Genomic DNA, 26,269 nt, shown 5'->3' on the forward strand with positions numbered 1-26,269 from the left:
GACCTTGCTGAAGTATCGTTAGGATTTCCGGTTTTTGTCAACGCGACATTGGTGGAATTTGACAGAGGGTTGTCGCGATCAATCCTCCGAGAAAATCTCGATCCCTGTGATTGATCCGTGATCGCACTCGCACCTGTAGGAGCTGGCTTGCCAGCGAAGGCGTCCGCGAGATCGCCTTCGCCGGCAAGCCGGCTCCTACAGGTACGAGGTCGATCTTCGGGAATTACAACAACGAAATCGGATAGCTGATGAAAATCCGGTTCTCATCAAATTCGTTGGTGCTGAAATCCTTGCGGATACTCGCGTTGCGCCATTTGACGTTGAGGTTTTTCAGCGCACCGCTCTGCACGGTGTAGGCCAGTTCCGATTCACGGCCCCATTCCTTGCCGTCGGTGATGGTGCCGGTGTGCACGTTGTCGCCGCTGATGTAGCGGTTCATCAGGGTCAGGCCGGGAATGCCGAGGGCGACGAAGTTGTAGTCGTGACGCACCTGCCAGGACTTCTCTTTGGCGTTGTCATAGCTGGAGTTGTAGCTGTCGTTGGCCAGGGTCCCGCCACTGGTGCCGTTGACCCGCATCCACACGTCGTCACCGCTGAGTTTTTGCAGGCCGACGTAGAAGGTGTTGCCGCCGTACTTGGCCGAGAGCAGGGCAAACGCGGTCTTGTTGTCGAGGTCGCCGGCCAGGGCGCTGCCGTCTTCCTTGCCGATGAAGTAGCCGAGGTTGGCGCCCAGGGTCCAGTCGCCGATGGGCTGGCTGTGGCTGAGGTTGAAATACTGCTGCTGATAGATGTCGCTGAGTTCGGCATACCAGACGCCGACCTGGGTGCGTTTGTCGTTGAAGGCGTATTCGCCGCCGCCGAAGTTGAATCGGTCCGAGGTGAAGGCGGCCGATTTGCCGTTCATGAACATGTCTTCCATGCTCGCATCGTTGCGCGGGCTGTTCTGGCGGAACTGCCCTCCGTAGAGCGTCAGGCCGCTGATCTCGGTGGAGGTCACCTGGCCGCCGCGGAAGGTTTGCGGCAGCGAGCGACCGTCGTCGGAACGCAGGATCGGCAGCACCGGCATCCATTCGCCGACCTTCAGTTCTGTTTTCGAAATCTTGCCTTTGAGCGCCACGCCCAGGCGCCCGAAGTTGTCGGCCGGGCGCCCGTCACCGTGGATCGGCAGCAACTGCGTACCCCCGGTGCCTTTGCCGCCGTCGAGCTTCTGCGAGTACAGGCCCAGCACATCCACACCGAAGCCGACCGGGCCCTGGGTGTAGCCGGACTTGGCATCGAGGATGAAGTTCTGTGTCCACTCTTCAGCCTTGCCCTGGGGGTAGGCCGGGTTGGTGTAGTTGCGATTGATGTAGGCGTTGCGCAGGTTCAGCGTGGCTTTGGCGTCATCGGTGAAGCCTTCGGCCTGGCAGGCGATGGGCAGGGCGAGGGTCAGGCTGCTGCAACCGATCAGGCTCAGCGTCTGCAAACGGGTAAAGGACGGGCGTGGGGTACGGGCGGACGAATCGCGGACGAGCTTGCTCACTGTGACGCTCCCTTGCTGCTTTTTGTTTTTATTTTTGTCATACGTCGTCGTACAACATTGGCGCAGATATTTGCGGGATTTTAAGGGGTTGTCAATCGGAAGTTATACGATGACTTTAAGGCAATGGTTAAAACCTGTGTGAGCCAGCCTGCTGGCGATAGCCATCTCACATTCAACATTGATGCAGGCTAATACTCCGCCATCGCCAGCAGGCTGGCTCCCACAGGGGACAGGGTTTGTCAGCCGGAAATCATCGGTGCCAGGGTGCCGAGCAAAGAGACGGCAGCTACCGCGCCAAGCCCCAGCAACCACTCCCAGCAGCACACTGTAATTTGTGGGAGCCAGCCTGCTGGCGATAGCCATCTCACATTCAACATTGATGCAGGCTGATACTCCGCCATCGCCAGCAGGCTGGCTCCCACAGGGGACAGGGTTTGTCAGCCAGAAATCATCGGTGCCAAGGTGCCCAGCAAAGAGACGGCAGCTACCGCGCCAAGCCCCAGCAACCACTCCAGCAGCACGCTGTTGCGCAACGTCACCAGGCGTTGCTCGCAGTCGTTGATCCGTAGCCGGTTGAACATCGCCAGCCCCAGCATCGCGCAGACCAGTGACACCTTGATCAAGAGAATCAAGGCAAATCCTGACAGCAAAGGCGTGGGCCAGAACGCGCCGGTGAGCACCCGGACGTTGATCAATCCGCTGATCAGCAATCCGGCCACCAAGGCGTAGCCCACGCCACTGAAGCGCTGTAACAGCACTTTGATGCAATGCCCACCAGGCTGGCGCAGGATCATCACCAGCAACATCAAGCCACCGAGCCAGGCGCCCACGCTCGCCAGGTGCACCAGTTGATTGAGGATCAGCAACCGGCCTGCCAGGCCATCGAACATGGCACCGTGGCCGACCGGGGCCAGGGTCGCCAGCAACAGGCTGCTCAGGGTCAGTTGCAAGGGGAGGCTGGAGCGCCATGGCGTCAGCAGCAGGATCACCAGCAAAGCGTTGAGCAGCAGGTGCCAGCCCCAGACCTCACCGAAAAAAGTACGGCCAAGCACCCGCAGCAAAATCGCCGGTTCGAACGCCGCCGCCCAGGTGCCCGCCATGCTCGCGGTGACCAGCAGTAACCAGCCGACACCGCTGGCCAGCGCCACGACCGCCAGCCACTGACTGAGGCGCAACAGTGGCTGATCCAGCGTTGTGAGGCGACCCAACAGCAGCGGCCGGAACACCCACGCCCCGAACAACATCAGCACCACGCAAAAATGCACGAAGCGGCACAGCACCATCGCATCCGCCATGTGTTACTGGCCGACCTTGAACGCGTAGGCGCCTTCGCTTTTGTGGGTATCGACCGACACCACATGCCACTCGACCTTGTAGTCTCCAGCGGTGAAGGGGACCGCCGGCGTGACAATCAGGGTCTTTTTATCAGGACCCTGGGTGACCAGGCTTTTGACCAGGATCTCGTCGCCGTCGCGGCTGATCGTGACCTTGCAGAAATCGGCCTCGACGCCTTCGGAAAACACCAGGCTCAGTTCCGCGGGAGGCTTCACGGTGCTGTCGGCAGCAGGTGTCTGGCTTTGCAGGTGGGCGTGAGCCCATACGGATGAGGCGCACAATAGCGCGCCGAGCAGAGCGGTGGTGGTCAGGGTGTTCTTCAAGCGCATGTCGAGTCCCTCGGCGGCAGGTTTCAAGTGGTGGTCAGTCTAGCCGCGCCAGAGCGGTTATACGAAGTTTGGTTGTCCTCTGTTGCCGCGCCGTAGAGCGGTGCTAGTCTTGTTCAATGTTGTTGTCAGGGAGCCCTCATGGGCAATCACAAGATCGAGATCCGTCGCAGTAACGTCGAGAAAATTCTGCTGGGGGCCGAGAAGGTCTTCGCCGAAAAAGGCTTTGGCAGCACCGCCATGGCCGATATCGCCGCCGAAGTGCAACTGCCGCGTTCCAACCTGCATTACTACTTCAGCACCAAGACCGAACTGTACAGCGCCGTGCTGTTCGACCTGCTGGAAGTGTGGAAGCAGGATGCGCTGTGCTTCGAGATGTTCGACGACCCGCGCGTGGTGCTCAGCAGCTATATCCGCGCCAAGATGAACCACTCGCGCAGCCGCCCCTACGGCTCGAAAGTCTGGGCCAACGAAATCATCCACGGCGCACCGACCCTTGGCGAGAAGCTCGACGCGAGCCTGTACGACTGGGCCAAGATGAAGGAAGCGAAGATCCGCCAGTGGGTCGACGACGGCCGCATCCTGCCAGTGGAGCCTTCAAGCCTGCTGTACATGATCTGGGCCTCGACCCAGCACTACGCCGACTTTGATCATCAGGTGAATATTCTCAATGATCACCAGCCGCTGTCGGACATGCAATTTGAACGGGCGGTGCAGACGGTGACCAGTGTGATTTTGCGGGGGATTGGGTTGGAGCCGTGACCCGCAATTCATCGGCTCTGTACGTAAGGGATCAACGCCTGATACTTGTATTGGTTTTGTTTAGTTGATTCAGCGTATCTCTTGGTGACTGTACCGGCTTTATCGCGAGCAAGCTCGCTCCCACAGGGATCATTGGTGTACTCAGGATTGATGTACGACACAAATCCACTGTGGGAGCGAGCTAGCTCGCGATGGCGTTGGTTCAAACACCGCAGATTTCAAGGACTGACGTGATAGGGATTTCTCGGGTCATGATTCCAGTCCAGAAACGGCTTACCAGTGTCCACCGGCACCATCTCGATGCAGTTCTCGACCGGGCAGGTGATCTGGCACAGGTTGCAACCCACGCATTCCTCATCGATCACTTCATACGCGTGCGTACCATCGGCTTTTTTCAGGCTGGCCACCGCCTGGTGCGAAGTGTCCTCACAAGCGATATGACAGCGCCCACAACCAATGCACGCCTCCTGGTCGATCTTCGCGATCACCTGATAGTTGATATCCAGGTACTTCCAGTCGGTGGTATTGCCCACTGCACGCCCGGAAAACTCGGCGATGCTGGCGTAGCCCTGACTGTCCATCCAGCGTGACAGGCCGTCCTTCATCTCCTCGACAATGCGAAAGCCGTGCAGCATCGCCGCCGTGCACACCTGCACCGAACCGCTGCCCAGGGCCATGAACTCGGCGGCGTCGCGCCAGTTGCCGATGCCGCCAATGCCGCTGATTGGCAGGCCCAGGGTCTGCGGGTCGCGGGCGATTTCGGCGACCATGTTCAAGGCGATCGGCTTGACCGCCGAGCCGCAATAGCCGCCATGGGTGCTCTGGCTGCCGACGATGGGGTTGGCGACCATGCGCTCCAGGTTGACGCTGGTGATCGAGTTGATCGTGTTGATCAACGACACCGCATCCGCGCCGCCACGGTGCGCCGCGCGGGCCGCCACACGGATGTCGGTGATGTTCGGCGTCAGCTTGACGATCACCGGCAGTGAGCAATACGTCTTGCACCAGCGGGTGACCTGCTCGACGTATTCCGGCACCTGGCCGACCGCCGCGCCCATGCCGCGCTCCGGCATGCCGTGGGGGCAACCGAAGTTGAGTTCGATGCCGTCGGCACCGGTGGCTTCCACCAGGGGCAGTATGTGTTTCCAGGACTCTTCGACGCAGGGCACCATCAGCGACACGATCAGCGCGCGGTCCGGCCAGTCCTTCTTGACCTGGGTGATTTCCCGCAGGTTGATCTCCAGCGAGCGATCGGTGATCAGTTCGATGTTGTTGAAACCGAGGACTTCTCTGTTAGCCCCGAAGTGCGCCGAATAGCGCGATGACACGTTGACCGCCGCCGGGTCTTCCCCGAGGGTTTTCCAGACCACGCCGCCCCAGCCGGCCTCGAAGGCGCGGACCACGTTGTAGGCCTTGTCGGTCGGCGGCGCGGAGGCCAGCCAGAACGGGTTGGGGGACTTGATGCCGGCGAAGACAATCGACAGATCGGCCATTTATGCAGCCTCCACGTTGAGCATCAGTTGCGCGTTGATCGCCTCGGCGGCGCGTTTGCCGTGCTGTACTGCCTGCACGGTGAGGTCCTGGTCGAGGCTGGTGCAGTCGCCGCCGGCATACACCCCGGGGATGCTGGTGCGCAGGTGTTCGTCCACCTCTATGCGATCGCCCTGACGCTTGAGTTCTCGGGCTAAAGGATCGGCGAGGGCGCTGGCATCGAAGCTTTGGCCGATGGCTTTGAAGATGGCATCCGCGGCCTGTTCAAAGGTTTCGCCGGTGGTTTGCAGGCGACCTTCAACCAAGTGTGTGCGAGCGAAGCGCATGCCGCGCACCTGGCCCTGGTCGTCGAGCAGGATTTCTTCCGGTTGGGCCCAGGTCAGCAGGCGTACCTGATTGGCCTTGGCGATGTCCTGTTCATGGTGAGTCGCGCCCATGTCCTCGGCGCCACGGCGGTAGACCAGGTTGACGTCGCGGGCGCCGAGCCGGGCCATCTGCACCGCCATGTCGATAGCCGTGTTGCCGGCACCGAGCACGATGCAGTGGTCGGCCAGCGGCAGCTGGCTCAAGTCATCGGCCTGGCGCAGTTCGCGGATATAGTCGGTGGCCGCCACCAGGCCGGGCGCGTCTTCATGCGGAAGGCCCAGCTGTTTGCTGGCCGCCAGGCCAATACCGAGGAACACGGCGTCGAATTGTTGATGCAGGTCGCTGAGGCTGAGGTTATCCCCGAGTTTGTACCCGTGGCGGATTTCGATGCCGCCGATTTCCAGGAGGAAATCCAGTTCCTTCTGTGCGTAATCGTCCACCAGTTTGTATTTGGCGATCCCGTATTCATTCAGGCCGCCGGCCTTTTCCCGGGCCTCGAAAATCACCACGTCATGGCCGTGCATCGCACTGCGGTGAGCACAGGACAACCCGGCGGGGCCGGCACCGACCACGGCAATGCGCTTGCCGCTGGCGGCACTGCGGGCGAACGGGTGTTCGCTGAAGTGCGCGTTGTCCACGGCGTAACGTTGCAGCAGGCCGATCAGCACCGGCGCGCATTCATGGGCGTTGTTGCGCACACAGGCCTGCTGGCAAAGAATCTCGGTCGGGCAGACCCGGGCGCAACTGCCACCGAGGATGTTGGCGGAAAGGATTTTCTGCGCCGCCCCCTGGACGTTGTCCTGGTGAATGTTGCGGATGAACGAGGGAATATCGATTTCGCTCGGGCAGGCATTCACGCAGGGCGCGTCGTAGCAATACAGGCAACGCGAGGCTTCCAGATGCGCCTGGCGATCGTTGAGTGGCGGCGCCAGGTCGGTGAAATGGCCGGCGAGGGCGGCCGCGTTCTCATGGGGATGCGGGAGGTGGGTCAGGGTCTTGATCACGGTGTTGGCCTCACGGTAATTGAGGTGCTGCCTCTGTCGGGCATTGTTTTTGTGTTGACTGGGCCGGCCTCTTCGCTGGCAAGCCAGCTCCTACAGGGGAATGCATTTCAAACTGTAGGAGCGAGCTTGCTCGCGAAAGGCCGCAGGCCGCTCTCAGCGTTTCACCGCAACGGGCTGATTCAACTCCGCCCGCTTGCTCAGCAAATCGAACACCGCCGGATAAGCCGGCCGTTCGATGTACCGCCCGGCACCGCGCTCGGCGCGCAGGTCGCCGTCGGCCCAGACCACGCGCCCCTGGCTGATGGTGTGGCTGGGTACACCGCGCACGGTCTTGCCTTCGAAGATATTGAAGTCGACCTGCTGGTGATGGGTCTTGGCGGAAATCGTGCGCGAACCTTGCGGGTCCCACAGCACCAGGTCGGCATCGGAGCCGACGCGGATCGCGCCTTTGCGCGGATAGAGGTTGAAGATCTTCGCGGTGTTGGTGGAGGTCAGCGCGACGAATTGCTGCATCGAAAAACGCCCGGTGTTCACGCCTTCCTCCCACAACACCGCCATGCGGTCTTCGATGCCGGCAGTGCCGTTGGGGATCTTGCTGAAGTCGTCCTTGCCGGCGGCTTTCTGCTCGGCGCAGAAGCAGCAGTGATCGGTGGCGGTTGTGTGCAGGTTACCCGCCTGCAAACCGTGCCACAGGGCTTCTTGATGGCCGCGTGGACGGAACGGTGGGCTCATCACGTAACCGGCGGCGGTCTGCCAGTCCGGGTGCTGATAGACGCTGTCGTCCAGCAGCAGGTGGCCGGCCAGCACTTCGCCGTAGACCGGTTGGCCCTTGGCGCGGGCGTAGGTGATTTCGTCGAGGGCTTCCTTGGTCGAGACGTGGACCAGATACAACGGCGTGCCGAGGGTTTCGGCAATGCGGATGGCCCGGCTCGCTGCTTCGCCTTCCACCTGCGAAGGGCGTGACAGTGGATGCGCTTCCGGCCCGGTCATGCCCTGGGCCATGAGCTTGCGTTGCAAGTGATACACCAGCTCACCGTTTTCCGCATGCACGGTCGGCACCGCGCCCAGTTCCAGGCAGCGCTCGAAACTCGCCACCAGGGTGTCGTCGGCCGCCATGATGGCGTTCTTGTAGGCCATGAAATGCTTGAAGCTGTTGACCCCGTGATGAATCACCAACTCCTCCATTTCTTCGCGAACCTGCTCGCTCCACCAGGTGATGGCGACGTGGAAGCCGTAGTCGGACGCCGACTTCTCGGCCCATCCGCGCCACTGATGGAAGGCCTCCATCAATGACTGCTGCGGATTGGGAATCACGAAATCGATGATCGATGTGGTGCCGCCGGCAAGACCCGCCGCCGTGCCGCTGAAAAAGTCTTCGCTGGCCACGGTGCCCATGAAGGGCAGTTGCATGTGGGTGTGCGGGTCGATGCCGCCAGGCATCAGGTATTGGCCGCTGCCGTCGAGTATCTCGGCACCTGCGGGAACGTCGAGGTCTTCGCCGATGGCCTTGATCACGCCGTCTGCGCAATACACATCGGCGCGATAACTTTCATCATGGGTAACAACGGTAGCGCCACGGATCAACAGAGACATTCCGAGTTCCTCGCAGGCAATGACCGGCTGATGCCGGTTCTAGATGTTTTATAGACGTGAGCGGCAACCGGCTTAATCCTGTCAACGCTGTCAGGAATAAAAGCTAGTCTTAGTTATAGGAATGAGCAAGATTATTTTTTATAAGCTTATTACTGTTTTAACTGTTTGATAAATAACAAATAAAAGCATAAAACAGCAAAATGGTGCGGCCTCTCACCATTTTGACGCACTTGACAGGATCCAAATATGGTCAAGATTTCTTATGTGAAATCAGTCGTTTGAGGATGGTCTATGGTTGATGCGCGACTTTGAAAAAAATATCGATGCACCAGTTTGAGTCCTGACTGTTCGGACAACTTGGCGGGCATTCGGCTTGAGTGGCCTGTCAAGTCACCGAGGTGACCCAATAAAACTGATAAACATCAGTGAGTTGCAGAGTGTTTATGGAACTGCCCGATGCGCAAGCGGGGCACCCGGCACGTTTATTGATGCCGCCAGCCCTCGATGAGCAAAAAATAACTCAAAGAACAGTGGAGCGGCCATGCAACAGATCAGATCGCAAGTGACCGAGCGCGACGGCTTGTTCGAGCTGGAAGCCGGCAGCGATGTCCTCGACAGTCCCCGTTACAACCACGACATTGCACCAACCAAGGTGCGTGAAAGAACCTGGAACAAATGGCACATCACGGCGTTATGGGTCGGCATGGCGATTTGCGTGCCGACCTATACCCTGGGTGGGGTGCTGACGGCGTATTTCGGCCTGAGCGTCGGTGAAGCGCTGCTGGCCATCCTGTTTGCCAACATCATTGTGTTGATCCCGCTGACGCTCAACGCCTTTCCCGGCACCAAGTACGGCATTCCGTTTCCGGTGTTGCTGCGCTCGTCCTTCGGTATCTTGGGGTCTAACATCCCATGCCTGATCCGCGCCCTGGTGGCCTGTGGCTGGTTCGGCATCCAGACGATGTTCGGTGGCCTGGCGATCCACCTGTTCCTGGGCTCGGTGTTCGAGGGCTGGAAGTCCCTGGGCGGCACAGGCGAAGTCATCGGCTTCATGGTGTTCTGGGCACTGAACCTGTGGGTGGTGATTCGCGGCGCCGAGTCGATCAAATGGCTGGAAACCCTCTCGGCACCGCTGTTGGTGCTAGTGGGGGTCGGGTTGCTGGTGTGGGCCATGCCCAATGTGTCGATGACCGAGCTGCTGGCAATCGCGCCCAAGCGTCCAGAAGGCGCGGGTGTGGCCAGCTATTTCGCGGCCGGGCTGACCGCGATGGTCGGGTTCTGGGCCACGCTGTCGCTGAACATCCCCGACTTCAGCCGCTACGCGAAAAGCCAGAAAGACCAGATCGTCGGGCAGATCATCGGCCTGCCACTGACCATGTTCCTGTTTGCCTCCCTGGGCGTGGTGATGACCGCTGCCTCGGTGAAGCTGGTGGGTGTGACGGTGTCCGACCCGGTGACGCTGATCGGCCATATCCAGAGCCCGGTCTGGGTGGCGCTGGCCATGGCGCTGATCATCATCGCGACGCTGTCGACCAACACCGCGGCCAACATCGTTTCACCCACCAACGACTTCCAGAACATCGCCCCCAAGGCGATCAACCGGACCAAAGCGGTGATGCTCACGGGGTTCGTGGGGTTGGCATTGATGGCCCATGAGCTGCTGAAAAAGCTTGGCCTGATCGTTTCGGATGTCAGCCTGGAAACGGTGTATTCCAACTGGTTGCTCGGCTATTCCAGCCTGCTGGGGCCGATTGCCGGGATCATGGTGGTGGACTATTTCCTGATCAAGAAACAGCAGCTGGACCTGGCCGGCCTCTACCGCGACGACGTGTACCCGGCGTGGAACTGGAACGGTTTTCTCGCGTTCGGCGGGCCGGTGGTATTGACGCTGCTGTCTTTGGGCAGCGATGTGTTCAGCTGGTTCTACAGCTATGGCTGGTTCACCGGCTCGGCCCTTGGCGGGTTGATTTATTACGGGTTGTGCGTGATGCGGCCCAGTCCATCTGTCGTGAAATCTGCGGTGTAAGGGAGGGCCTCTTCGCTGGCAAGCCAGCTCCTACAGGTGATCGCGATCCCTTGTAGGAGCTGGCTTGCCAGCGAAGGCGGCCTCAAACACACCGCAGAATTGCCTGAAAAACTCATAAGAACAGCCTGAGGAGATCCCCATGAACGCGGCCGTAGACGTTCTGCAGTCCACCCATCAGCACATCAACCGCGACCGTCTGTGGCAGTCGCTCATGGAACTGGCCAAGCTCGGCGCCACGGTCAAGGGCGGTGTGTGTCGCCTGGCCCTGACCGACCTCGATCGCCAGGCCCGGGACACTTTCGTCAAGTGGTGTGAGGAGGCCGGCTGCTCCGTCAGCATCGACGCCGTCGGCAATATCTTCGCCCGCCGTCCCGGACGCAATCCGGACCTGCCACCGGTGATGACCGGCAGCCACATCGACACCCAGCCCACCGGCGGCAAGTTCGATGGCTGCTTCGGCGTGCTGGCCGGCGTCGAAGTGCTGCGTACCCTCAATGACCTGGGCATCGAGACCGAAGCGCCGCTGGAAGTGGTGGTCTGGACCAACGAAGAGGGCTCGCGTTTTGCCCCGTGCATGATGGGCTCCGGTGTGTTCGCGGAAAAATTCACCCTGGAAGAAACCCTGGCCAAGGTCGATGCCGAGGGCGTGACGGTGGGCGAAGCGCTCAACGCCATTGGCTACGCGGGTACCCGCCAAGTCAGTGGCCACGCCGTGGGGGCCTATTTCGAAGCGCATATCGAGCAAGGGCCGATTCTCGAGGATGAACGCAAGACCATCGGCGTCGTCATGGGCGCCCTCGGCCAGAAATGGTTCGACCTGAAACTGCGTGGCGTCGAAGCCCACGCCGGCCCGACGCCCATGCACCTGCGCAAGGACGCCCTGGTCGGCGCCGCGGTGATCGTCGGCGCCGTCAACCGCGCCGCCCTCGGTCATCAGCCTCACGCCTGTGGCACCGTCGGTTGCCTGCAAGCCTATCCCGGCTCGCGCAACGTCATCCCCGGCGAAGTGCGCATGACCCTGGACTTCCGCCACCTCGAACCGGCGCGACTGGACTCGATGATCGCCGAAGTGCGCGAGGTCATAGCAACCACCTGCGAAGAACACGGCCTGACCTATGAACTGACCCCCACCGCCGACTTCCCGCCGCTGTATTTCGACAAGGGCTGCGTTGAGGCGGTGCGCGGCGCGGCGCAAGGGCTGGGCCTTTCGCACATGGATATCGTCAGCGGCGCAGGGCACGACGCGATCTTCCTGGCCGAGCTGGGACCGGCCGGGATGATCTTCGTGCCGTGCGAAGGCGGCATCAGCCACAACGAAATCGAAAATGCCGCCCCGGATGACCTGGCGGCGGGGTGTGCGGTGTTGTTGCGGGCGATGCTGGCGGCTTCGGCGGCGGTGGCCGAGGGGGCGAAGGCTGCTTGAAACGCAAAGGATCGAGCCTGCAGCAGCAGCTGCAGGCTGCGATTTCCTGATCATCAAACGCTTGCCGCCTGCTCAAGCTTTTCACTGACCACCAGATCCACCTGATGAATCGGTTTGCTCCGATGCCTGAGCATCCCGCCCTGGCGCTGGTTCATCACCGCCGTCATCTCGGCGAGTATCGCCAGCGCCACGCTCTGCGGCGCATCGCCACCCAGGTCGAGACCCATCGGGTAGTGCAGCGCTGAGGTGCCCAGGTCGATTTCGGCCAGCAGGCGTTCGGTGCGCTCCCTGGGGCCGAGTTGGCCGAGGTAGGCGGGCGAGGCTTGCAGGGCCAGCCCAAGCCAGTGCCGGTCCTGGCGGTAGCTGTGGGTCATCACCGCCACAAAGGCGCCATCGATCAGCGGGGACAGGTCCAACGGGTTGTCGAGGCTGGCGAAGACCACGGCGTCGGCTTGCGGGAAACGTTCGGCGCGGGCGAAGTGGCTGCGGCTGTCGACGACGCTAACGTGCCAGTCCAATAGTTTGGCCATGCGCACCAGCGGCTGTGCGTCGTGACCGGCGCCGAAAATCACCAGGCGCGGCGGCGGGGCGATGTACTCGAAAAACACCTCGACCTCACCACGGGCGTCGCTGTAGAGCCGTGTCGAGGACTTTTTCTGCGTCAGTGTCTTGTGTAGGTCACGACGAATCCCATGGGTCAATTGCAGGTTGCACAGGCTTCCCACGGTGTCGGACAGCAAGCGGTCACCGACCCGGACACTGGCATAACGAGAGGTGCCTATCACCGTGGCCATGGCGGCCGGTTGCTGACGGTCGCGCACACGGCGCAGCAGTTCGATGGCCGGTGCAGGGGATTTTGCGCGCAGGCGCTCGAGCATGACGAATACCGTGCCGTTGCAACCCAGGCCAAAGGTCAGGGCGCTTTGCTCATCGTCTTCGTCCTCGGTGGCGCCGGTGCTGTAGCGGCGCACCAGCGGTTCGCCGGAGTCGGTCAGCCACCAGGCTTTTTTTGCCAGGTCCTGCTCCAGGCAACCACCGCTGACGGTACCGACGGTGCGACCGTGCAAGGGAATGAGCATCCGCGCACCCGGACGGCGGTAGGCAGAGCCTTCGACCTTGACCACGGTGGCGAGGATGGTTTCTTCGCCGGCCTGGGCGGCGGTGTCGATGGCTTGCAAGAGTTCGTTGAGGCCGGACATGGCATCGCTCCCGAAAATGACGGAGATACCCTGTAGGGGCTGGCTTGCCAGCGATAGCGGTGTGTCAGGCAACATCTCTGCTAACTGATACACCGCTTTCGCTGGCAAGCCAGCTCCTACAGGGGATTTGGGGTGGTAGGTCAGTTGTCTACCTTCATCAACTGCCGCACTCCCTCCCACGCCTCGGCCCGCATCCGCTGCACATCCAGCCCCGGGATCACGCCGTCATCGACCACCACCCGGCCGCCGACCAGGCTGTATTTCACCGCAATGGGCTCACCGGCCACCACCGGCGCCACGGCGATGTCGTGGAAACCGAAGAAGCGCGGATGGTCGAGACCGTAGATCACCAGGTCCGCCGCCTGGCCGATCTCAAGCGTGCCGACCGCCCCCAGCCCCAGCACCTGCGCGCCGCCGGCCGTGCCCCAGTGGATGACATCTTCGGCGGTGGTCGCCGAGGCGCCTTGCTCCGCCCGGTGAATCAGCCACGCAGTGTTGGCTTCGCCGACCATGCTCCCGGACTCGTTGGACGCCACGCCATCCACGCCAAGGGAAATTGGCACCCCGGCCTCGAACATCTGCGGCACTGGCGCCACGCCGCTGCCCAGGCGCGCATTGCTCACCGGGCAGTGGGAAATGCCGGTGCCGGTTTGTGCGAGCATGCGGATTTCACCGGGTTGCAGGTGCACCGCGTGGGCGAACCACACATCCGGGCCGAGCCATTCGTGTTCGGCGACGAATTCCACCGGCAGGCAGTTGTATTTCTCGCGGCAGAAATTCACATAGTTCTGCGTTTCCGACAGGTGCGTGTGCAGGCGCAAGCCGAGGCCACGGGCGGTGTGGGCCAGTTCCCGCAGCAGCGTCGGTGGCAGCGAAAAAGTCGGCGTGGTCGGCGCGACCACCACCCGGCGCAGGGCGTTCGGGGTGTCCTGGTGATAGCGCGACTTGAGCCGTTCGATGTCACCGACCATCTGGTCGAGGGTTTCCGGTTGCAGCGCGGTTTTCGAGAACCCCGGATGCGCGCTGGCCGACTCCAGCGCGCCGCCCCGGCAAAGGACGAAACGCAGGCCGAATGCTTCGGCCATGTCGAACAGCAGGTCACCGGTCTCGGTGGTGCCGTTGGCATGGTAGAGGTAATGGTGATCGGCGCAGGTGGTCACGCCCGACAGCAGCAATTCAGCCATGCCCAGCTGCGCGGCGATCCGTGCCAGTTGTGGGGTGAAGCGGTTGAGGCGCGGGTAGGGCACGCTGGCCAGCCAGCCTTGCAGGTCTTGGTTCAGGCCTTCGGGTACGGCCTTGAGCAGGTTCTGGAACAGGTGATGGTGGGTGTTGATCCAGCCCGGATACACCACCGAATGGCGTGCATCGATTACTCGTTCACCGGGTTGCACTTCGAGGCCTGCGGCCATTTCGGCGATACGCCCGTTGACGATGCGGATGTCCACGGCGCCGGCCCTGGCCCGTGGGCCACGCAGGCCGGTCATCACCGCCGCCGGGTTCTTGATCAGGATGTTTTGCAGTTGAGTCATGGTCGGCTCCGGTCAGAGGCTGTGGGTGGCGGATTTGCTGGCGGCGGCATCAGGCACGCTGACGCCGTTGAGGGTGGCGTTGAGCAGCACCGACACCAGGCAGGCGATGACAACGCTGCTGTGCAGGAACGGCTGCGACCACTCGGGCAATTGCTTGAACAGGGCCGGCGCCAGCACCGGCACCAGGGCGGCGGCGAGGGTGAAGCCGACGATCAGCACGTTGTAGCGATTGCGCTCGTAGTCGACCTTGGCCAGGGTCTGGATCCCTGCCGCGGCGACCACGCCGAACATGGCGACCCCGGCACCGCCGAGGGCCGCAGTCGGCATCGAGGCGATGATCGCCCCGGCCTTTGGCACCAGCGCCACCGAGCACATCAGCAAGCCGCTGACGGCGACGACCCAACGACTGCGCACGCCGGTGAGGATCACCAGCCCGACGTTTTCCATGAAGGCAATGAACGGAAACGCCGCGAACATGCCGGCGATGGTGCTCGCCAGGCCGTTGGCGCGCAGGCCGTTGATCACCTGCTTGTCTTCGACCGGTTTTTCGACGATGTCACCGATGGCCACGAACAGCCCCATGGACTCGACCATCTGCACGATCATCACCACCACCATGGTGGCAATGGGGATCAGGCTGAAGGTCGGCAGGCCGAAGTAGAACGGGTAGGGCACGGTGAGCCACGGCGACTCCTGCACGCTGTGAAAACTGCCCATGCCCAGCCCATAAGCCAGCGCCGCGCCCACCAGCATGCCCACCAGCACCGCCATGTTGCGCAGCATCGGGCTGCCGTAGCGGTTGACCAGCAGGATGCTCAGCAACACCACGGCGGCGACTGCCAGGTACGCCGGTGCGCCGAAGTCGCTGGCATGGCGACCACCGCCGACCCACTCATAGGCGATGGGAAACAGCTGCAGGCCGATCACGGTGACGATGCAGCCAGTAACCACAGGCGGAAAAAACCGGCGTAATCGACCCACGAATGGCGCCATCAACATGGTGAAAATCCCTGCGCCTATTACGGCCCCGCAGACCCCGGCGAAACCGACCTCCGGATTGGTGCCGATGGCGATCACCGGCCCCACGCTGCTGAATGCCACGCCCTGGAGGATCGGCAGGCGCACACCGAATTTCCAGAAGCCGACGGTTTGCAGCAGGGTGGCGATGCCTGAGCAGAACAACGTGGTGCTGATCAGCACCACCGTGTCGGCGTGAGACATTTTCAGGGCGCTGGCGACAATCAACGGCACGGCGATGGCGCCGATGTACGAGACGGCCATGTGTTGCAGGCCGAGGGTGAGCATTTGCCGGACCGGCAGAATCCGGTCGACGGGATGGACGGTGGATGTTGCGGGGGTATTGGCTGACGACATGGGGAATCACCTCTAGCTGTTGTTATTCGGTACAGAGGGGTATTCGTTCTGATGCCCTTTCAGTGCGCCGCATCCCTTGTAGGAGCTGGCTTGCCAGCGAAGGCGGCGTATCAGTCGACATCCATGCCAACAGACGCACCGCTTTCGCTGGCAAGCCAGCTCCTACAGGGTTTGTGTCGTCTTGAAAAATGGGCATCAATCATTCATGTGCCCGGAACCGCCATCCACCGGCTCCGATGCCTTGTTCAGCCTGCCAGGCAGGCGGCGAAGCCCTGGTTCAGGGCTGCGCGGTCCAGGTCGCGGCCGATGAACACAATCTTGCTTGAGCGGGGTTCGCTGCCCCACAGGGTTGATGCGCGGAACTCGACGAGGCTGTGCACTCCCTGGAGCACGTAGCGTTGGTCCTGATCGGCCACCGCCAGTACACCCTTCATGCGGTACAGGTTGTCGGCCTGTTCGGTGCGCAACTTTGTAATCCAGCGATGGAAGTCGCCCAGGTTCACCGCGCCATCCACGGCGATGCCGACCGACGTCACGCTCGGGTCGTGCTCATGGTCGGGTTCGTCATGGGCATGGTGATGTTCATCGGCGTGGTGATCGTGCTCGGCGCCGATCTCCATGAGTTTTTGCGTGGACTCGAAGGCGCCAATGCCGAGGATTTTCGACAGGTCGATTTCGGCATAACTGGAGGTCACCAGCTCCGCCGTGGCATTGAGCCCGCGGATTTTCTTGCTCAGGGCCTCCACTTCGGCCTCGCTGACCAGGTCGACCTTGTTGATGACGATGCGGTCGGCGCAGACGATCTGGTCCACGGCCTGGTTGTCCACGCCATCGAGTTGCAGGTCTTCCAGGTGCTGGGCGATGTGCTTGGCATCGACCATGGTGACGATGGCGTCCAGTTCCACCTCATCGGCAATCGGGTCGTTGATGAAGAAGCTCTGGGCCACCGGGTACGGGTCGGCCAGGCCACTGGTCTCGATCAGGATGTGATCGAGCCGCACCGGCCGCGCCACCAGCTCACGGACGATGCGCACCAGGTCTTCGCGGACCTCGGCGGTGCAGCACACGCAGCCGTTGACCATCTCATAGATTTCTTCGGTTTCCGAGCTGAGCACCAGGTCGCCGTCGATGCCGACTTCGCCGAACTCGTTCTCGATCACGGCGATCTTGCGCCCGTGGTTTTCCTTGAGGATGTAGTTGAGCAGGGTGGTTTTGCCGGCACCGAGGAAGCCGGTGAGGATAGTCACCGGGATTTTGGTGTTGGGGGTTGGGGCGTTGAATGGAGTGTTCATGTAGAGCTCCTTACTGACGAATGGGTCGCAGTGTTTTCTATTGTGGGAGCGGGCTTGCTCGCGAATGCGGTGTGTCATTCAACGGAGATAGCGACTGATCCACCGCTTTCGCGAGCAAGCCCGCTCCCACAGGTTTTGTGTTTGGCTTTAGGGCTGGCGGGTTCTTGCCAGCGCGTTGCCGTACCGGCGTCGAGGCCGAACAGGTCGAGGACGCGGCCGAGGCTGTGGTCGACCATTTGCGCCAGGTCCTGCGGGCGGGCGTAGAAGGCCGGAACAGGCGGGGCGATGATGCCGCCCATTTCGGTGACCGCCGTCATGTTGCGCAGGTGGGCGAGGGTCAGCGGGGTTTCCCGGGCCATCAGCACCAGGGTGCGACGCTCCTTGAGGGTGACGTCGGCGGCGCGGCCGATCAGGCCCGATGAGGTGCCGGTGGCGATCTCTGCCAGGGTGCGCATGGAACAGGGCGCGACCACCATGCCCAGGCAGCGGAACGAACCGCTGGCGATCCCGGCGGCCACGTCATCGGCGCGGTGGTAATGGCTTGCCAGCGCGGTGACGTCGGCCAGTTTGTAGTCGGTTTCGTGGGCCATGGTCAGCAGTGCGGCGCGGCTGATGACCAGGTGGCTTTCGATGTCGAGTTCGGCGAGCAGTTGCAGCAGGCGCACGCCGTAGATGAAACCCGACGCCCCGCTGATGCCGACCACCAGGCGCTGGCGGTTCATGACTCAAAGCTCTTGAGCAGATCAAGGGCACGCTCGACCACGTCCTGGTCCAGCTGCGCCTTGATCCCGTCGAATCCCGAACCGCGCGTGGCGTCCAGGCCCATGCGTGAGGTGGTGCCGTTGACCGAGGACGACGGGTCCAGCGGGCTGCCGGGCAAGCCATCGATGACGAAGATGTCCTGGTGCGGCTGGAAGTGCGTGGCCAGCGCCCACAGCACCTGGCTGTCGTCGCTGATGTCGATGTCGCTGTCCACCGCGATCACGGTTTTCAGGTACGGGTCCCAGCCGAGCAGGGCGAGCATGATCTGCCGCGCCTCGCCGTCGCGGCTCTGCTCCAGGGCCACGTAGCAATGAAAATGGGTGCCGGAATTGGGGTAGTGCACGGCGGTGACGGCCGGGAAACGCGCCTTGAGTTTCTCGCTCATTTCCGCTTCCCGGGGCAGCCGCGCCAGGGTCAGGTGTTCGGCGTAGCGACCGCCGACCACGTCCACCAGCCAGGCGTCCTTGCGCCTCATCAGGGTGTCGACCCGCAGTACGTTGTTGGTCGAGCGGTCCGAGGAATAGCCGCTGAATTCACCGAACGGGCCTTCTTCGGCGTAGGCCGTCGGGTCGATGGCGCCTTCCAGCACAAACTCCGCGAAGGCCGGCACGCCGATGCCATAGCGGGGCGTCTTGACCAGTTGCAGCGGCTCGCCAAACAGACCGCCGGCCACCGCGCGTTCGTCGCTGCCGAAGGGCAGGCGTGCCGCCGCGGCGAGCATGAACAGCGGATGCGCGCCAACCACCATGGCCACGTGCAATTCCTCGCCGCGCTCGCGAGCGGTTTGCAGCATGCGCCACAGGTGACCGCGCGAGTGCAGGCTGGTGGCGAGGGTCTGCCGGGCGTGGCGCATCGAGCGGTGATAGCTCATGTTGGCGATGCCGGTGACCGGGTCTTGCGCAATGATGATCGCGTTGGTGATGTAGGGGCCGCGGTCGCTGGCGAAATGCTTGAGCATCGGCAGCAGTGCGAGGTCCACGGCTTCGCCTTCGAAGATTTCATCCAGCACCGGGCCGGTTTCCACGTAGCGCGGGGCGATGGGGTGGTTGGCGCGGTTTTGGAAAGTCTCGTGCAGTTGCGCCGGGGGCACGCCGAACATCCGGGCGATGCGGGTCCGGGAGGCGAACAGGTTGGTGACCACCGGCGCGCCGAAGTTGCCGACTTTTTCGCAGATCAACAGCGGGTCGCGACCCTGGGTGGCGAGAGCATCGACCAGGGCGGTGACGTCCTGATCGGCGCTAAGGGATTGCGCGATGGTGAGCACATCGTCCGGGTATTGCCGGCGATAGGCGTCAAGAAAATCGTGAAAATCCTGGGAATCGCCGAGCGTCGAGAGGGTCATGGTTTCACCTCGTAGAATGAGATTGGCGCGGCCCCTGTGGGAGCGGGCTTGCTCGCGAATGCGGTGTGTCATTCAACGGCGATAGCGACTGACCCGGCGCTTTCGCGAGCAAGCCCGCTCCCACAGGGGGGCGCGTGAACCTAGAGGTAGGTCGTGGTCAGACGAATGTCCGCCTCGGCCTGGTCCTTGGGTGGCGGCGTCGGTTCGATGCCGCACAACCGGGCGATGTTGTTGCCCAGGTAGTCCTCAAGGTGATCCTCGTCGATGCCCAGCCCTTGTGGTGCCGGTGAACACAACACCTCCAGTTCGCGCAGCCACATGCCCGGTTCGTTGGGTGGCGAGTCGGTGCCGAACACGATCTTGTTACGCGGCAGGTCCTTGGCAAATTCGACTATCCGCGACTGGAAGCACCACCCGGATTCGCAGTACACGTTCGGCGTGTCCATGGCCATCCAGAACGCTTCGAACGAGTAGTTGCCGCCAGTCTGGATGCCGAAGTGACCGATGATGAAATTGACCATCGGGAACTCGCGGATGATTGGGTAGAACATGGTCGGAATGGTGTAGGGGCCGTCGCCGGTGTGGATCAGCACCACGATGTTGTACTTGGCGCAGACCTTCATCGCCGGACGCAGCCAGTCCAGCGCCCGGTCCGGGCGATAACCGTGCATGTTGGCGTGCAGCTTGAGCATCTTGAAGCCGTATTCCTTGATGTGGAATTCCAGCTCCGCCGCACCGTTTTCCGGTCCCCAGCGCGGGTTGAAGTTGAAGTTGCCGATGAAGCGGTCGGGGTACTTCACGCACAGTTCGGCGACGTAGGACATGTAGTCACGCACGCCTTCACGGCCGCGGCGGTTGCCGTCGCGGTAACCGGTGTTGCCCGGTGGCGGCTGGATGAAACCCATGTCGATGCGGCGCGGCTTGCCGTTGATCATGTACGGGCCGTCCATCAGCTTGAGCATGCGCTCGCCGGTGAAGGGTTCGCCGGTGTGGCGCCAGGCCTCGTCGACCAGGTTGGTGGGGTGCAGATGGGTGTCGATGATCATCGGTTCAGCTCCTGGCCAGTTGTGTGGTGACGGGGCGCTTGAGTTGCGCCTCTGCTTCGGAAACGGAACGTGGCGGCGGGGTCGGTTCGAGGCCGATCATCCGTGCGGTGTTGTTGCCCAGGTATTCCTCGAGGGTGTCCTCGTCGAGGTTCAGGCCCTGGGGCGGTTCGTGGCACAGCACTTCCAGCAGGCGCAGCCACATGCCCGGCTCGTTCGGCGGGGTGTCGGTGCCGAAGAGGATCTTGTGGGTCGGCAGGACCTTGGCGAACTCGACGATCCGCGATTGCAGGCACCAGCCGGATTCGCAGTAGACGTTGGGCAGCTCCATCGCCCATTGCATCGGTTCGAACACGTAGACGCCGCCGGTCTGCACACCGAAGTGGGCCATGATGAAATCGACGTTGGGGAATTCCTTGATCATCGGCACCCATTCCGACGGGATGCTGTAGGGCCCGTCGCCGGTGTGCAGCTTGACCGGGATGCCCAGCTCGGCGCACTTCTCGAAGGCCGGACGGACCCAGTCCAGGGCGCGGTCGGGACGGTAGGCGTGCATGTTGGCCTGCATCTGCACCATCTTGAAACCGTGTTCCTTGACGTAGCGCTCGATCGCCTCGACGCCGTTTTCCACGCCGCAGCGCGGGTTGTAGACGAAGCAGCCGATGAAACGGTCCGGGTAGGTCTGGACCATCTTCAGGGTGTAGGCCATGTAGGCGTCGATGGACTCGCGGCCGCTAAGATCGCCGTCGGTCCAGGTGTAGATGGTGTTGCCCTGGGGCGGCTGGATGAAGGCTTTGTCGATGCGGCGAGGTTTGCCGTTGACCATGTACGGGCCATCCATCATCTGCAGCAGACGCTCGCCGGTGAACGGGTCACCGTCATGCCTCCAGGCGAGGTCCACGAGATCCGTGGGATAGCAACTGATATCGATGATCATTGAAGTCGATCTCCTGATAGCGGGAAGGGAACCTTGCGGTTCACAAGCAGCCACGTCCGGGCAATCGGCCATTTCTATGCGTGAAGACTCACGCATTCCCTCGCCTGGTCGCATCCGGCTCGGGACGCTGGCTGCTTGGGGGGAAGTATTGGAAGGGGGTGTGGGGTTCGTACAATATTAATTGGGCGGGGGTTTGATATGCGTTCGATATGGGAGGTGGGTGGTGGATGTGCCGGCCTCTTCGCGAGCAAGCCCGCTCCCACATTCGAATGCATTCCACCTGTAGAAAAGCGGTCAACTGTGGGAGCGGGCTTGCTCGCGAAGGCGTCAGTAATGTGTACGCAAAGCCAACTGCCTGATCGCCTCAACCACCGGCGCCACCCGCTCGCCATGCCCCGGTGGCCATACGGCGTAGAGGTTGTAATGCGCCGCAATCTGCGCCTCGTTCAACACCACCAACCGCCCGCTGCGCAAGGCATCGGCGGCCAGCAAACCGCGCACCAGCCCGGCACCAACACCCGCTTCAGCCGCAGCAATCAGGTTGGCCGCATTGTCGAACACCACCCGTGCCGAAGGCTCGACCGCAGGCAAACCCGCCGCATCCAGCCACGGAATCCACGACCGTCGCGTATAGCCCAACAGCGGCAGTTCAAGGATCTGCTGCGCACTCAACGGCAGTTGCACACCCTGGCGTTCCAGCAGTGCCGGCGCAGCCACCGCCATCACCCGATCCCCGCAAATCTGCGTCATCTCGCAGTCTTCCCAGTCGCCATAACCGTAGCGCAAGGCCAGGTCCACGCGTTCGAACGCACTGCGATCCGAGCGTGGCATCGATAGCAGCACCACCTCATGCTCGGGCAGCAGATCCAGCAACTGCGGCAGGCGCGGATTGAGCCAGCTCTGGGCCAGCTCACTGTCGACATCCAGGGTCAGCCGCTGCGCCACGCTGCGATTTTTCACCGAAGACAGCGCCCGATCGATCTGCGCCAGGCCGTCGGACAGCACGCTGGCGAACAGTTGCCCGGCGTCGGTCAGGTTGCTGCCGCCGCCTTCGCGCACGAACAGTGGCTGGCCGATGAAGTCTTCCAGGGCGCGGATCTGCTGGCTGATGGCGCTGTGGGTGAGGTCGAGTTTGCGCGCCGCGCTGGAGAAGCTGCCGCTGCGGGCTGCCTGGATGAAAGCACTCATGGACTGCACCGACGGGTATCGCTTGTACATGCTGTTAGTCCTACTTACACAGGATGGCAGAAATCGTCGCTGGCCCGATTTTCCCAAGGCTCCCAATAATCGAGCACCAGGCCTGCACAAAGACGGGCCGCTCTCTTGGAGCCTGACAATGATCGAATTCACGGTAAACGGCGAACGACGCGAGCTGGTAGAGACTTCGCCCTCCATGCCCTTGTTATGGGTGTTGCGTGACCACTTGAAACTCACCGGCACCAAGTTCGGTTGCGGCATGGGCCTGTGCGGTGCCTGCACCGTGCACCTGGACGGTGTCGCGGTGCGTTCCTGCCAGTTGCCGGTCGCCGCCGTGGCGGGGCACAGCATCACCACCATCGAAGGCTTGTCGCCCACCGCACAGCATCCGCTGCAACTGGCCTGGGTTGCCGAAGATGTGCCGCAATGCGGCTACTGTCAATCCGGTCAGATCATGTCCGCCGCCGCGTTGCTCAACACCGGGGCGGCGGTCACCGACGATTCGATCCGCAATGCCATGTCCGGCAACCTGTGCCGCTGCGGAACCTACGGGCGGATCAACAAGGCGATCAAGCGAGCGGCGTCTGCGCCGAAGGAGGCGTGATGACGATCTCTCAGGTGAATCTTTCGCGTCGTGTGTTTCTCAAGCAATCGGCGACCGTTGCGAGTGGACTGGCCGTCGCGTTTTACCTGCCTTCGAGCATGGCTGCGACGGACCCTGAAGCCCCGGCGCCCGCCGGTGAATTCGAACCCAACGCCTGGGTGCGCATCCTGCCTGACGGCACGGTGAAACTGGTGGTGCACAAGCACGACTCCGGTACCGGCACGCATACCGCGCTCGCCGCTTGCGTGGCCGAGGAACTGGACGTCAACCCGATGACCGTGCAGGTGATCTCGCCGGAGGATCCGTTTTTCGACACCTACATTCACCCGATCTGGAAAGTCTTTTCCACGGGCGGCAGCACCAGCGTGTCGCTGGAGTACGACCGTCTGCGCATGGCCGGCGCGACGGCGCGTTCGCTGTTGATCACGGCGGCGGCCAGACAGTGGAAGGTCAGCCCCGACAGCTGCAGTACCGAAGAAGGCCGCGTCGTTCATGCGCCGAGCAAACGCAGCCTCGGCTACGGCGAACTCGTGGGCGTCGCCGCGCATTTGCCGGCGCCGGCCAAGGTCACGCTCAAGGACCCGGCGCAGTTCAAGTACATCGGCAAGCTGCGGCACAAGCGCGATGCCCAGGCCAAGGTCTGCGGGCGCTTCAAGTACAGCATCGACGTGGTGCTGCCGGGGATGTTGGTGGCGGTGATTCAACGGGCTCCCGTGGTGGGCGCGAATGTGGTGTCGGTGGACAGCGCGGCGGCGCTGCAAGTACCGGGTGTGCGCAAGGTGATCAAGGTGCCGGGACGGCCCGATGTCCTGGGCGGTAACGTCGCGGGTGTGGCGGTGTTGGCGGACAATTACTGGGCCGCGCACCAGGGGCGCGAATTGCTCAAGGTGCAGTGGAGCGACTCGCCGCTGGCCGGATTCGACAGCGATGAACTGGTCAAGGCCCAGGCTGCGGAGTTGACTGACAAAGGCGCGCAACGGGTGTCCGCCATGGCCGCCGGGGATGTGAGCGGCCAGTGGCCGAACGCCGCGAAGCTGCTCGAAGCCGATTACCGCATGCCCTACAAGGTGCAGAATCCACTGGAGCCCATCTGCATCACCGCACAGGTCAAGGACGGCGCCATCACTTACTGGGGTGGGGTGCAGGTGCCGTCGTCGGCGCTGGAAGCGGCGCAAACGGTGTGCAGGATCGCCAAGGACAAGGTCACCATCAACGAGATGGTGTCGGGCGGCAGTTTCGGTGCGCGGGAGGCCAAATACTGGCTGTTCGAAGTGGCTTACCTGGCGCAGCAGGCCAGGGTGCCGGTGAAACTGATGAACAGCCGCGAAGACGAAATGTGTTCATTGTTCATGCACCCGGCCACGCTGCACCGGGCCAAAGGAGCGCTGAATGCTCAGGGCCGTCTGACCGCGTTGCAGCTGGAGGCGGTCTCGCCAGCCTCGCCGGAACAGTGGGAGCCAGGCTATTTCGAGCGTCCGGACAAGATGGACTACAGCACCACGGAAGCCATCACCGCCTGGGATTTCGCCTATCGCCCGGCCAACCTCGACCTGACCTGGGTCAGGCACGAGAGCCAGGTGCCCAGTGGCTGGTATCGCTCGGTGAGCTTCATTCCCAATGTGTTCGCCGTAGAGAGCTTCATGGATGAGCTGGCCCATGGCGCAGGGCAAGACCCGTTGGCCTTCCGCCTGGCCAACATGCAGGACCGGCCACGGCATGTCGCCGTGTTGAAAAGCGCCGCCGAGCGTGCCGGTTGGGATCAGCCGCTGCCCGATGGCACGGCGCTGGGGATCGCCACCAATCAGGGTTACACCAGTTTCATCGCCATCGTGGCGCGCGTGTCGAAACAGGACGGCGCCATCAAGGTCGAGAAGCTCACCTGCGTGGTCGATTGTGGTCTGGCGGTGTCGCCCGGCGGTGTCGAAGAACAGATCTACGGTGGCCTGATGTGGGGCCTCGGTCATGCCCTGTTCGATCGACTGGACATCAAGCAGGGCAGGGTGGTGCAGAGCAATTTTCATGACTATCGGGTGACGCGCATGTCGGACATGCCAGAGGTCGACATCCTGTTGGTCGAGGGCGATCCGGCCAAGCCCGGGGGTGTCGGTGAACTGGGCAGCCCATCGGTGGCGCCGGCCATCGCCAATGCCCTGTTCAGTCTGACCGGGGTGCGGCAGCGCTCTACACCGCTGAACCTGGGATAACCGGCATGGACTTGCGACTGCTGCGTTACTTCATGGCGCTGGCCGAAGAGCTGCATTTCGGCCGGGCCGCCACCCGCCTGCACATCTGCCAGCCGCCACTGAGCCAGCAGATTCGATTGCTGGAAGAGGAACTGGGCACGCCGCTGTTCGAGCGCAGCCACCACCGGGTCGAGCTGACCGCCGCCGGGCAGATGCTCAAGGAACAGGCGCCGCTGGTGTTCGAGCAGCTCAACCGTGCACTCGACCTGACGCGGCAAACCGGCCGCGGTCAGTTGGGCGAGCTGGAAATCGGCATGATCAGTTCGGTGATGGTCGGGGTGTTGCCACGGGCCCTGCACCTGTTTCGCGAGCGTTACCCGCAGGTGAACTGGCGCCTGCATGAAATGACCCCTGCCGCACAGGTCAAGGCGCTCAAGGAAAAACGCATCGATGCCTGTGTGTTCCGGGTCGGGTATGACGATCCGCAACTGCGCAACGAGCTGCTGATCTACGAGCCGATCCGGGTGGTCATGCCGCTCGATCACCCCTTGGCCCGACGCGACAGCCTGGCACCGGCGGACCTTGCCCAGGAGCCGTTCGTGGCGCTGGAACTGAAGCAGTCGCGGTTTGCCGACTTTCTTTACCAATGCTGCATCCAGGCCGGGTTCACGCCGCAGATCCGCCAACAGGTGATCGAAGTACAAACCTTGCTCAGCCTGGTCAGGGCCGGTTTTGGCGTGGCACTGCTGCCGGCGTCCATCGAGCAGCTGGCACCCGCCGGGCTGGTGTTCCGGCGCCTGACCCCGGCGTTGCCGGAGGTGCCGTTATACGCCACCTACCGTGCGGACGATGATTCGCCGGTGCTCAAGCTGTTTCTCGATACGCTGCGTGAACTGGTCCTCCAAGACCGCGATGGGCAGGCTGCACGATCATGAACGCCTGTGGTCGTAATCTTCACA

General features: G+C 62.4%; 21 protein-coding genes. 6 read left to right on the forward strand and 15 right to left on the reverse strand.

Translation table 11 applies throughout. The annotated features are described in order from the left end of the window. Window positions 1-223: 223 nt before the first annotated feature. From SOP85_RS12775 to copC, 3 genes are all read right to left on the reverse strand, one after another. Entirely contained in the window at window positions 224-1,522 is a 1,299-nt protein-coding gene (locus SOP85_RS12775; protein WP_425313640.1) for an OprD family porin, read from the reverse strand. Between the two features lie 437 nt (window positions 1,523-1,959). Further along, on the reverse strand, window positions 1,960-2,817 hold the full coding sequence (copD, locus tag SOP85_RS12780; RefSeq protein WP_323627128.1) for a copper homeostasis membrane protein CopD: 858 nt from the start codon (window positions 2,815-2,817) through the stop codon (window positions 1,960-1,962). A 3-nt stretch (window positions 2,818-2,820) separates the two neighbouring features. Next, on the reverse strand, window positions 2,821-3,186 hold the full coding sequence (gene copC / locus SOP85_RS12785; protein WP_323606109.1) for a copper homeostasis periplasmic binding protein CopC: 366 nt from the start codon (window positions 3,184-3,186) through the stop codon (window positions 2,821-2,823). A gap of 138 nt (window positions 3,187-3,324) precedes the next feature. Here copC and SOP85_RS12790 point away from each other — a divergent pair, with 138 nt between their 5' ends. After that, window positions 3,325-3,945, forward strand: a complete 621-nt coding sequence (locus tag SOP85_RS12790) for a TetR/AcrR family transcriptional regulator (RefSeq protein ID WP_046817413.1) — start codon at window positions 3,325-3,327, stop codon at window positions 3,943-3,945. Between the two features lie 218 nt (window positions 3,946-4,163). On the opposite strand, the gene preA is transcribed toward SOP85_RS12790, so the two are convergent. The 3 genes from preA to hydA form a co-directional block, all read right to left on the reverse strand. Next, window positions 4,164-5,438 (reverse strand): NAD-dependent dihydropyrimidine dehydrogenase subunit PreA, encoded by a 1,275-nt coding sequence (preA, locus tag SOP85_RS12795; RefSeq protein WP_274076315.1) that lies wholly within the window; start codon window positions 5,436-5,438, stop codon window positions 4,164-4,166. After that, entirely contained in the window at window positions 5,439-6,806 is a 1,368-nt protein-coding gene (locus SOP85_RS12800) for an NAD(P)-dependent oxidoreductase (protein ID WP_323627129.1), read from the reverse strand. It lies immediately after the preceding gene. 153 nt (window positions 6,807-6,959) lie between these two features. Further along, complete coding sequence (gene hydA, locus SOP85_RS12805; RefSeq protein WP_274076317.1) at window positions 6,960-8,399, reverse strand: dihydropyrimidinase; 1,440 nt, start codon at window positions 8,397-8,399, stop codon at window positions 6,960-6,962. A gap of 541 nt (window positions 8,400-8,940) precedes the next feature. On the opposite strand from hydA, the gene SOP85_RS12810 reads away from it, so the two are divergent. Both SOP85_RS12810 and SOP85_RS12815 read left to right on the forward strand, forming a co-directional pair. Beyond that, window positions 8,941-10,425 (forward strand): NCS1 family nucleobase:cation symporter-1, encoded by a 1,485-nt coding sequence (locus SOP85_RS12810; protein WP_323627130.1) that lies wholly within the window; start codon window positions 8,941-8,943, stop codon window positions 10,423-10,425. A 139-nt stretch (window positions 10,426-10,564) separates the two neighbouring features. Then, window positions 10,565-11,848 (forward strand): Zn-dependent hydrolase, encoded by a 1,284-nt coding sequence (locus tag SOP85_RS12815; RefSeq protein ID WP_323627131.1) that lies wholly within the window; start codon window positions 10,565-10,567, stop codon window positions 11,846-11,848. Window positions 11,849-11,901: 53 nt separating this feature from the next. Here the strand turns inward: SOP85_RS12815 and SOP85_RS12820 are convergent, their stop codons facing one another. From SOP85_RS12820 to SOP85_RS12865, 9 genes are all read right to left on the reverse strand, one after another. After that, window positions 11,902-13,047: an XdhC family protein gene (locus tag SOP85_RS12820; RefSeq protein WP_323627132.1), complete on the reverse strand. Its 1,146-nt coding sequence runs from the start codon at window positions 13,045-13,047 to the stop codon at window positions 11,902-11,904. A 140-nt stretch (window positions 13,048-13,187) separates the two neighbouring features. Then, on the reverse strand, window positions 13,188-14,576 hold the full coding sequence (locus SOP85_RS12825) for an amidohydrolase family protein (RefSeq protein ID WP_323627133.1): 1,389 nt from the start codon (window positions 14,574-14,576) through the stop codon (window positions 13,188-13,190). A gap of 12 nt (window positions 14,577-14,588) precedes the next feature. Continuing rightward, window positions 14,589-15,950 carry a nucleobase:cation symporter-2 family protein gene (locus SOP85_RS12830; protein ID WP_274076322.1) on the reverse strand — a complete coding sequence of 454 codons (1,362 nt, stop codon included), beginning with the start codon at window positions 15,948-15,950 and terminating at the stop codon, window positions 14,589-14,591. Window positions 15,951-16,195: 245 nt separating this feature from the next. Continuing rightward, window positions 16,196-17,242, reverse strand: a complete 1,047-nt coding sequence (locus SOP85_RS12835) for a CobW family GTP-binding protein (RefSeq protein ID WP_323627134.1) — start codon at window positions 17,240-17,242, stop codon at window positions 16,196-16,198. Window positions 17,243-17,316: 74 nt separating this feature from the next. Next, complete coding sequence (locus SOP85_RS12840) at window positions 17,317-17,964, reverse strand: UbiX family flavin prenyltransferase (protein WP_323627135.1); 648 nt, start codon at window positions 17,962-17,964, stop codon at window positions 17,317-17,319. Then, the gene (locus SOP85_RS12845; protein ID WP_323627136.1) at window positions 17,961-19,346 is read right to left on the reverse strand and encodes a UbiD family decarboxylase; all 1,386 of its coding nucleotides are present in this window, start codon (window positions 19,344-19,346) and stop codon (window positions 17,961-17,963) included. The genes SOP85_RS12840 and SOP85_RS12845 overlap by 4 nt, the downstream gene beginning before the upstream one ends. A gap of 140 nt (window positions 19,347-19,486) precedes the next feature. Beyond that, window positions 19,487-20,392 carry an amidohydrolase family protein gene (locus tag SOP85_RS12855; protein ID WP_323627137.1) on the reverse strand — a complete coding sequence of 302 codons (906 nt, stop codon included), beginning with the start codon at window positions 20,390-20,392 and terminating at the stop codon, window positions 19,487-19,489. 4 nt (window positions 20,393-20,396) lie between these two features. Continuing rightward, a complete protein-coding gene (locus tag SOP85_RS12860; RefSeq protein WP_323606005.1) occupies window positions 20,397-21,326 on the reverse strand; it encodes an amidohydrolase family protein in 930 nt (309 codons plus the stop codon). A gap of 327 nt (window positions 21,327-21,653) precedes the next feature. Next, complete coding sequence (locus tag SOP85_RS12865; RefSeq protein ID WP_323606004.1) at window positions 21,654-22,544, reverse strand: LysR substrate-binding domain-containing protein; 891 nt, start codon at window positions 22,542-22,544, stop codon at window positions 21,654-21,656. A gap of 118 nt (window positions 22,545-22,662) precedes the next feature. Here SOP85_RS12865 and SOP85_RS12870 point away from each other — a divergent pair, with 118 nt between their 5' ends. From SOP85_RS12870 to SOP85_RS12880, 3 genes are read left to right on the forward strand one after another with little or no spacing between them, the layout of a single operon-like run. Beyond that, window positions 22,663-23,127, forward strand: a complete 465-nt coding sequence (locus tag SOP85_RS12870; protein WP_323627138.1) for a (2Fe-2S)-binding protein — start codon at window positions 22,663-22,665, stop codon at window positions 23,125-23,127. After that, complete coding sequence (locus SOP85_RS12875) at window positions 23,127-25,331, forward strand: xanthine dehydrogenase family protein molybdopterin-binding subunit (protein WP_323627139.1); 2,205 nt, start codon at window positions 23,127-23,129, stop codon at window positions 25,329-25,331. Before SOP85_RS12870 ends, SOP85_RS12875 begins: the two co-directional genes overlap by 1 nt. A gap of 5 nt (window positions 25,332-25,336) precedes the next feature. Then, window positions 25,337-26,245: a LysR substrate-binding domain-containing protein gene (locus SOP85_RS12880; protein ID WP_323627140.1), complete on the forward strand. Its 909-nt coding sequence runs from the start codon at window positions 25,337-25,339 to the stop codon at window positions 26,243-26,245. Window positions 26,246-26,269: the final 24 nt, after the last annotated feature.

Origin of the sequence: Pseudomonas sp. YuFO20 (genome assembly GCF_035064975.1) — a bacterium.
Taxonomy (GTDB): domain Bacteria; phylum Pseudomonadota; class Gammaproteobacteria; order Pseudomonadales; family Pseudomonadaceae; genus Aquipseudomonas; species Aquipseudomonas putida_AE.